The sequence below is a fragment of the Ligilactobacillus salitolerans genome (assembly GCF_003864415.1).
Taxonomy (GTDB): domain Bacteria; phylum Bacillota; class Bacilli; order Lactobacillales; family Lactobacillaceae; genus Ligilactobacillus; species Ligilactobacillus salitolerans.
The window spans coordinates 1-352 of sequence record NZ_BFFP01000125.1; the positions used below are offsets into that span (position 1 = coordinate 1).

A 352-nucleotide genomic window follows, 5' to 3' on the forward strand; every position below is an offset into this window, starting at 1 on the left:
GCTGTCAGAAGTTTGTTGGCAAGAATAACCTCTTTTTTCTTAGCTTTACGATCATGTTTGGCAACACGAATTGATGATTCTATTTGGGCCTTATGCATCAGATTGCGTACACGATTTGGACCAACATGATAGATTGTTTCCTGATTAATGTAGGTCACTAGCCGTTTGACACCGAAGATGTAATTATTTTCTTCTTCAAGTTGCAACATAAATTGTGTGATTTTTTGATTTTCAAGGTCATGTTTGGTTGGTTTACGTTCGAGCCACTTATAATAAGCTGCACGAGAAACCTGTAAATAACGGCAGCCAAAGCTAACACCATAAACTCGCTGTGTGTCGGGATTTATTTCTT

The 352-nt window shown here is 38.1% G+C and carries 1 protein-coding gene; it reads right to left on the minus strand.

The genetic code is table 11. The annotated features are described in order from the left end of the window. Window positions 1–352, minus strand: a 352-nt coding sequence (locus LFYK43_RS12660) for an IS3 family transposase (RefSeq protein ID WP_174714006.1), incomplete at both ends; no start/stop codon positions are given.